The sequence below is a fragment of the Mesorhizobium sp. M7A.F.Ca.US.002.01.1.1 genome (genome assembly GCF_004022955.1).
GTDB classification, from domain to species: Bacteria; Pseudomonadota; Alphaproteobacteria; order Rhizobiales; family Rhizobiaceae; genus Mesorhizobium; species Mesorhizobium ciceri.
In genome coordinates this window covers 1-4,194 of the sequence record NZ_RZQE01000496.1, presented here as the reverse complement: position 1 = coordinate 4,194, position 4,194 = coordinate 1, and the positions used below count along the sequence as shown (strand labels likewise).

Below are 4,194 nucleotides of genomic sequence, written 5' to 3'. Positions count from 1 at the left end.
GCCATTGAGGCCGCCGCCGCCGACCTTGCCGAGGGAGAAGGGGATGCTGGAGCGGGCCGGGCTGATCGAATAGCTGCCGGCGGCGTCACCCAGCGCGACGGCCGCAGAAACAGGCATGGCAAGGCAAGCGGCGACCGCCGCAAATCCGAGGATGCGCGTGTACATGGGGATGTTCCTTGTTGGAGGCAGCGCATTTCTTGCGCCCTCACTCCATGAACGAATGAACCGCTCGCTCTATTCCGAATCTGACGAAGGCGTGACCATGCGCGTGAGCACGCCATCCCTGAGCTGGAAATGATGCCGCAGCGCCGCCGCGACGTGGAGAGCCACAAGCGTCATGCCGGCATAGGCGAGATACCAATGTGCAGCCGCCCAGAAGCTCTCGGCACCATCCGATTCGGCCAGCGGCAGGTTCGGCATGACGAACAGGTTGAACGGCAGGCTGGGGATCTCCAGCATCGAGACCGACACCAGCGCCCAGCCGGACAAGGGCAAGGCAAGCTGAAACGCGTAGAGCGCAAGATGGGCCAACGGTGCTGCCCGACGCTCCAGGGTTCCGACCGAGCGCGGCAGCGCCGGCGTTGCATTGCCAAGACGCCAGGCGATGCGCAGCAACACAAGCCCGAGCAGCAGGAAGCCGAAGGATTTGTGCAGTTGGATCAGCTCGAAGGCGGTGCGCTGGCTGGTCAACCGCACCATGACGAAGCCGAGCCCGAACTGGCCGATGAAAATGAGCGCAATCAGCCAGTGGAGAAGGATCGCGCCCCAGCCATAGCGGGTGGCGCTGTTGGTGATCGATGTTTGCATGGGGAGTGAACGAATGTTGGTTCGGCTTTCTTCCAGCGCGCTTCACCCTCCCCCTTGTGGGGAGGGTCGCGCAGCAAATGCCGCGAAGCGGATTTTGCGAAGCGGGGTGGGGGTCTCGTAGGGCGCTACCCACCCCGTCCCTCAGCCGACCTACCGGGGCGAGCGAGCCCGCTCTATCCACTCACCTTGAAGAAATCGACAAACGCCCTGAGCGCCGGGCGCATCTGCCGGCGGCTCGGATAATAGACGAAGAAGCCGTCGAAGGAGGGGCACCAGTCCTCCAGCACACGGATCAGCCTGCCGTCGGCGAGCGGCGCGCGGACATAATCCTCAAAGACGAAGGCGAGCCCAGCGCCGTCGACCGCCGCCTGGGCGATCAAATGGTCCTCGTCGAGGATCAGCGGTCCCTCCACCGCCATCTCGATCGCCTCGCGGCCTCTCTCGAACTCCCAGCGGTAGAGGATGCCGCTGGAGAAGCGGAAGCGGATGCAGCGGTGGTCAGCCAGGTCGCGCGGGTGACGCGGCTTGGGGTTGACCTCGAAATAGACCGGGGCGCCGACCACCGCGCCGCGAAGGTCCGGCCCGATGCGCACCGCGATCATGTCGCGCTGCAGGCTCTCGCCTAGCCTGACGCCAGCATCGAAGCCCCCTTCCACCACGTCGGTGAAACGGTCCTCGATGACGATCTCCAGCACGATATCGGGATAGGCCGACGCAAAGGCGCCCAGCCGTGGCGTCAGCGCCAAATGGGCTGCGGTGCGCGGCACGGTCAGGCGCAGATTGCCGGCCGGCCGGTCGCGTGTCTCGATTGCCGTCTCCAGCGCCAGATCGATCTCCGACAGCGCCGGTCGCAGCCGTTCCAGCAACTGCGCACCTTCTTCGGTCGGCGCGACGCTGCGTGTGCTGCGCGCCAGCAGCCGAACGCCAAGCCGCGCCTCTAGGCTGGACACCGCATGGCTGACCGCCGAAGGCGCGATGGCCAATTCCCTGGCCGCGCCGCGAAAGCTGCCGCATTGGGCAACGGTTGCCAGCACGGCCAGTTGGGAAAGATGCGCGCGATTCATTGATCTATCTTTTAGAACAGCCCGTGCAAATGAGAGCCGATTATCGAACACAAGGCAAGGCGCTATTTCTGCCGCATCGCAACAAGGAGACGCGTTATGCAAACCCGCAAGCTAGGAACTGAATTGAACGTCTATCCCGTCGGCCTCGGCTGCATGGGCATGAGCTTCGCCTATGGCGGCCAGGCGGAAGCCGACGCAATCGCCACGCTGCACCGCGCCATCGATATCGGCGTCAATTTCTTCGACACGGCGGAGGTCTATGGCCCGTTCGAGAACGAGATCCTGCTCGGCAAAGCGCTGAAGTCCGCGCGTGACAAGGTGACGATCGCGACAAAATTCGGCTTCAGGATTTTGGAGGAAGGTACAGGCCTCGACCGCATGGCCGGCGTCGACAGCCGCCCCGAGCACGTCAAGGCGGTCGCCGAGGCGTCGCTGAAGCGGCTCGGCACGGATGTGATCGACCTCTACTACCAGCACCGTGTCGACCCCAACGTGCCGATCGAGGACACGGTCGGTGCCATGGCCGAGCTGGTGCGCGAGGGCAAGGTGCGCGCGCTCGGCCTGTCGGAGGCGAGTGCGGCGACCATCCGCCGGGCCCATGCCGTGCATCCAATTGCTGCCGTGCAGAGCGAATATTCGCTCTGGAGCCGCGACCCGGAAGACGAGGTGTTCGCCGTCTGCCGCGAACTCGGCATCGGTTTTGTTCCCTACAGCCCGCTCGGCCGTGGCCTGCTGACCGGCACGATCGCCAAGCCCGAGGCGCTGAGCGACGACGACTGGCGCCGGACCTTGCCGCGCTTCCAGGCCGAGGCGATGGAAGCCAACGCCGCTGTCATCGCGACGCTGGAAAAGCTGGCAGCTGAAAAGGGGGTAACTTCGGCCCAACTGGCGCTGGCCTGGGTGCTGCACCAGGGCGATTTCATCGTGCCGATCCCCGGCGCGAGAAGGATACGCCATCTGGAGCAGAATGCGGCGGCTGCCGGGATCGCGCTGAGCGCGGTCGAGGTGCAGGCGATTGGTGACGCGCTGTCGCCCGACAAGGTGGTCGGTAGGCGCTATGCGGAGAAGGAGCTCACGCTGGTGAATGGTTGAAAACTGGTGAGTAATCGGAAGGGGCGCCGCGCGCCCCTTTTTCGTACGCAGCGCGGTGCAGAAGATGGGGACGCTGACGTGAAGCGCCCCCCTCTGCCCTGCCGACATTTTTACCAAGGCTCGACACTAATCTCCGGCCAGTTCTCCCTTGCACGCTTACCCTTCGCCTCATGCGTGCGCTGATTGTCCATCACCCGGTTCGGCGTGATGCGAAACGAGAAAATGTCGTCAAGACCAAACGGTGCCACGATCTCGAGCTGCCCGTCAGCGTCGTATCGAACCCCGACGGCGTGCGTCTTCGAGGCAAAATGGCTGACGGATTCGCTGGCGCTCGAATAGCGCGGGCACGGCCGTCCGAACTTCTGCGGATACCACAGATGCACCCGCGCCTGGTTGCGCACCTCGACCGGCAACGCCAGCCCCTCGAAATGCTTCTCCGCCCGGCGGATCACCGCGTCCTCGGCCTCATAGGACAGGTCGCTGTCATCGAAGTAGAAAAGATCAACATCCCTGATGCCGTAGCCCGACGGTTTGCCGGTCAGGTGGTTCCAGATGCTGTTGTAGAGAGCGCCGGATACCACCAGCCAGTCCGGCAGGTCGAGCGTGCGAGCCCGCGCCACCGCGTCGCATAACAGCGGGTCGGCAGACACGATGGCGAGAAACGCCGCGCGCTGTTCTTCAAGGGGAAGGCCGGAATACCGCAGATGGTCCATCGCCCTTTGGAGGGCGATTCGCCATCTGCTCGCAAGTTTTTTAGCCCCGCAGAACGCCCCCGGTCTGCTTGCCGACATTCTCGATGATGCGCTTGGCCAACGCCTCGAAATCCTCGTCGGTGAGCGTCTTTTCGACCGGCTGGATCGACACTTCGATGGCGATCGATTTTTTGCCCTCGCCCAGCGAAGCGCCTTCGAAAATATCGAAGACCGAGACGGCGGTGATGAGCTTCTTGTCGGCGGCGAGCGCTGCGCGCACCAGCGTGCCGGCCTCGACCGACTTGTCGACGACGAAAGCGAAATCGCGCTTGACCGCCTGGAAGGGCGACAGTTCCAGTTTCGGCTTGGTTTTCGTCGGCTTGGCCTTCGGTTCAGGCACGGCATCGACGAAGACCTCGAAGCCGCACAGCGGGCCAGAAACATCGAGCCCTTCCAGCGTCTTCGGATGGAATTCACCGAAAGTTCCGAGCACGGTTTTCGGGCCGAGCTTGATCGTGCCGGAACGGCCGGGATGATAC

4 protein-coding genes and 2 pseudogenes are annotated in these 4,194 nt (G+C 63.9%); 1 reads left to right on the top strand and 5 read right to left on the bottom strand.

The window, feature by feature from the left end; all coding sequences use genetic code 11:
- The 3 genes and pseudogenes from EN932_RS39795 to EN932_RS30500 all read right to left on the bottom strand — a co-directional run.
- Positions 1 to 165 (bottom strand): annotated as a pseudogene (locus EN932_RS39795) (polyisoprenoid-binding protein); the annotation flags it as partial.
- A 69-nt stretch (positions 166 to 234) separates the two neighbouring features.
- Positions 235 to 807 carry a cytochrome b gene (locus EN932_RS30505; RefSeq protein WP_013528303.1) on the bottom strand — a complete coding sequence of 191 codons (573 nt, stop codon included), beginning with the start codon at positions 805 to 807 and terminating at the stop codon, positions 235 to 237.
- Positions 808 to 980: 173 nt separating this feature from the next.
- On the bottom strand, positions 981 to 1,871 hold the full coding sequence (locus tag EN932_RS30500) for a LysR family transcriptional regulator (RefSeq protein ID WP_013528304.1): 891 nt from the start codon (positions 1,869 to 1,871) through the stop codon (positions 981 to 983).
- Positions 1,872 to 1,967: 96 nt separating this feature from the next.
- On the opposite strand from EN932_RS30500, the gene EN932_RS30495 reads away from it, so the two are divergent.
- Entirely contained in the window at positions 1,968 to 2,963 is a 996-nt protein-coding gene (locus EN932_RS30495; protein ID WP_027161015.1) for an aldo/keto reductase, read from the top strand.
- A 110-nt stretch (positions 2,964 to 3,073) separates the two neighbouring features.
- On the opposite strand, the gene EN932_RS30490 is transcribed toward EN932_RS30495, so the two are convergent.
- The gene (locus EN932_RS30490) at positions 3,074 to 3,676 is read right to left on the bottom strand and encodes a nucleotidyltransferase family protein (RefSeq protein WP_063169791.1); all 603 of its coding nucleotides are present in this window, start codon (positions 3,674 to 3,676) and stop codon (positions 3,074 to 3,076) included.
- Between the two features lie 40 nt (positions 3,677 to 3,716).
- A pseudogene (locus tag EN932_RS30485) lies at positions 3,717 to 4,194 on the bottom strand (phenylalanine--tRNA ligase subunit beta); the annotation flags it as partial.